This is a genomic window from Desulfosporosinus sp. OT (assembly GCF_000224515.1).
In the GTDB taxonomy this organism is placed as follows: domain Bacteria; phylum Bacillota; class Desulfitobacteriia; order Desulfitobacteriales; family Desulfitobacteriaceae; genus Desulfosporosinus.
Genome location: NZ_AGAF01000166.1, coordinates 1 through 2,942, shown reverse-complemented (window position 1 = coordinate 2,942; position 2,942 = coordinate 1). Strand labels below are relative to the sequence as shown.

At 44.1% G+C, this 2,942-nt stretch carries 3 protein-coding genes and 1 pseudogene; 3 read left to right on the top strand and 1 reads right to left on the bottom strand.

The features are described 5' to 3' along the window. From DOT_RS15570 to DOT_RS15560, 3 genes and pseudogenes are all read left to right on the top strand, one after another. Positions 1-371: pseudogene (locus DOT_RS15570) on the top strand (hypothetical protein); the annotation flags it as partial. A 217-nt stretch (positions 372-588) separates the two neighbouring features. Beyond that, positions 589-1,539, top strand: coding sequence for a glycosyltransferase (locus DOT_RS15565; RefSeq protein WP_009620650.1), 951 nt, complete (start codon positions 589-591; stop codon positions 1,537-1,539). A 15-nt stretch (positions 1,540-1,554) separates the two neighbouring features. Further along, positions 1,555-2,547: a glycosyltransferase gene (locus DOT_RS15560; RefSeq protein WP_009620648.1), complete on the top strand. Its 993-nt coding sequence runs from the start codon at positions 1,555-1,557 to the stop codon at positions 2,545-2,547. 86 nt (positions 2,548-2,633) lie between these two features. On the opposite strand, the gene gvpJ is transcribed toward DOT_RS15560, so the two are convergent. Further along, on the bottom strand, positions 2,634-2,846 hold the full coding sequence (gvpJ, locus tag DOT_RS15555; RefSeq protein ID WP_009620646.1) for a gas vesicle protein GvpJ: 213 nt from the start codon (positions 2,844-2,846) through the stop codon (positions 2,634-2,636). Positions 2,847-2,942: the final 96 nt, after the last annotated feature.

The following is a 2,942-nucleotide window of genomic DNA, read 5'->3' as shown; positions in this document are numbered from 1 at the left end:
TTGAACAGGAAAACTCTAAGATGAGTCTTGAGCTTCAGAATACAGTCACAAAACTTGATCAAATTCTTGAGGCCATCTCGCTAAATGCCCTTCAACCTAATCAAGAAGGTCATCTCCTTGATGAATCAAGTGAAGCTGTGGTCGCAGCATTAGCAGAAACCCCTCTTGAAGAACTTGAACCAGTTAAGGAAGCCATGGCCAATCTCGAGAAGGAAACTCAGAGCCTATCCCAAGTTCTTCGGGTCATGCTCACCAAACAAGAAGAGAACGAATCATCACTAGAAAATCTAGTAGTACAGATTTCCCAACTCCAGGAAGAAAAAAAGGATGTAAAAAATAAAGGAGGATTTTGGAATAAATGGATCACCTAGATTTAAAGACAAATCTTGCCGAAATTCTTTCCAAGTACCCTCAGACAGCCAATACTTTCCGTAAATTTGGCATTTCAACAACTGGTTGAGGAGCTAAATGCTTGCTCAGTATGAGCGTTGAGCAGGCTGCTCAACGATACCACATTAACCCGGCAAGCCTGATCAAATCCTTGGAGGTTGTTATTGAACTATCTAACCATCAATGGAGACATTTTAAATGAACATTTTATTTTTGAACGATTCCTCTCTGTTAAGCCAGGGCTTAGCCTCGGGTTTTTCCTCAATGGATACCATTCGTTATCTCCCAGTCCGCTTACCGGACTGGGAAGAGCGTTTAACTGAGATGCTTCGGACATGGAAACCCAACTTTGCTTTAGCAGACGGTGTTTCAATTTCTACTGTGTCATGGAAATTATTTCCTATTTTACGTCGTTATTCTCTCCCCCTCGTTTATTGGGCCATTGATGATCCACCAGACTGGCGCCGCATGTCCCGCCCTTTGGGCCGTGGAGCCAAGTTGGTTCTTACACCAGCTGAGGAATGTCTACCCCTTTACCAGCGGGAGAAAATACGTGCGCTATATTTCCATTTTGCCTGTAATCCCTCATTTCATTGCCTTACTGAACCGTCGCATCAGTACACATGCGATTTACTGCTCGTTGCTAATTACTATACATCGTACGCTCAACGGAAAGTTGGGCTCGAAACCATTCTGACACCTCTACGATCAGGGCCCTTTCATTTGAAAGTTTTCGGTGACGAACATTGGCTGGCGAACACGGACTATTACACATTGCCACCTGAGATTTATCAAGGATATTTACCCTATGAACAGTTACCCTGTGCGTATTCTTCAGCAAAAATCGTTTTAGGCTTACATTCGGTAATAGACTCTCCTACCATGATGAGCATGCGAACCTTTGAAGCCTTAGGCTGTCGAGCTTTTTTCCTAACGCACTGGTCCCCAGCCATTGAAAACCTTTTTAAAAACCATGTCCACCTCGTCTGGAGCCGCCATCCGGATGAGACGTTAGAGCTTGTGCGATATTATCTAAGTCGGGAGGACCTCCGCCAGAAAATCGCCTGTCAAGGTCAGGAGGAAGTGTACCGCAACCATACCTATCAACACCGCCTCCAGTCCATTCGACCGTATCTCGAAAAGTTATAGTAGGAGGAGTGTTTAATGAAAGTACTTTTCCAAGCTCGTCCGGACTTCATGAAAAACCCCGCTGGGGATACAGTACAAATGGTTTCGACCGGGCAAGAGCTTAAAAATCTTGGTGTTGAAGTACATTTATCTGCTGATCCTAATATTGACATGTCTTCCTATGACCTTGTTCATATTTTCAATATCACCCGAATCAAAGAAAGCTATATGTTTTTCCTCAATGCCCAGAAGCAAAAAAAGAAGATTGCCATCTCTCCTATTTACTGGCCTCCTAATGCTTACTTTAAGCGTGAAGGCGCAAGCTCCAATGCCCTAGCTGTCTGGAGACATCTGCAACCCATGCGTGCTCGTCTTGTGAGCGAGTGTAACCTCCTACTTCCTAACAGTATTATTGAAATGGATGTTCTTCATCAAGATTTCCTTAAGGCCGCTCCTTTTGAGGTCGTACCGAATGGGTTTCCGGATTCATTCATCAGAGCGACCCCTCAGCTTTTCCAGAAACAGTTCCCTAATATTCCCGAAGAATTCGTACTCTGTGCTGCCCGAATTTCTTCCCGCAAAAACCAGCATTGGTTGGCTAAGATCTGTCAGGAACTCGGGCTTTCTCTCGTTCTTTTGGGACCGGTTAACGACCCAACATATTTCAAGAGTGTCACGGCTTTTTCTAACGTCATTCATATTGGCACATTACAGGGAGAACTGCTCGCTTCTGCTTATTCAGCAGCGAAATCGCATGCTCTACCCAGTTGGTTTGAAACACCAGGTTTATCCAGCATAGAGGCTGGAGCGTGTGGTACCGTTGTGATCTCTACGGACCAAGGCAGCCCGCATGAGTATTTTCAAGATATGGCACTTTATGTGCACCCACTTGATGATATGAGTTTACGTACTGCACTTAAGCAATCGTTCGATGCCTCGCCCCTCCCTTTAATGCACCACATACACAAACATTATCCTTGGTCTAAAGTTGCAAAGGTAACTTTGGATGCTTATAAAACAATGGTTTAACTGTGAACTCACGAAGGACCCTCAATTGTCGAAGTAAGGGACTTGAAAATTAATAAAAGAGGAGAGATTTCTCCCTCCCCTTTAATCTAAAATAAATCTTTGTGGTGCTCGGTGGTTAGTCCTACTGCACAGGCATATCTCAGGAAGGTGTTGACACTGGCTATCACAATACGCAAATCGACCGTTAAAAGTTCAATGCCAACTAGAGAAACCCTGACATACCCGTCTATAACTATCCCTTTTTCTAAAATACGATCTACAACTTCTGCTAAGCTTGAGGAATCGACATCCTTTTTCATGCGTTTCCCCTCCTTTCTTTGTCCTATCATAGTTTATGTCCTATGGCGGACAGGGGGTGAGTAAAAAACGAAAAAAATCAGGGAAGGATTTCTCCC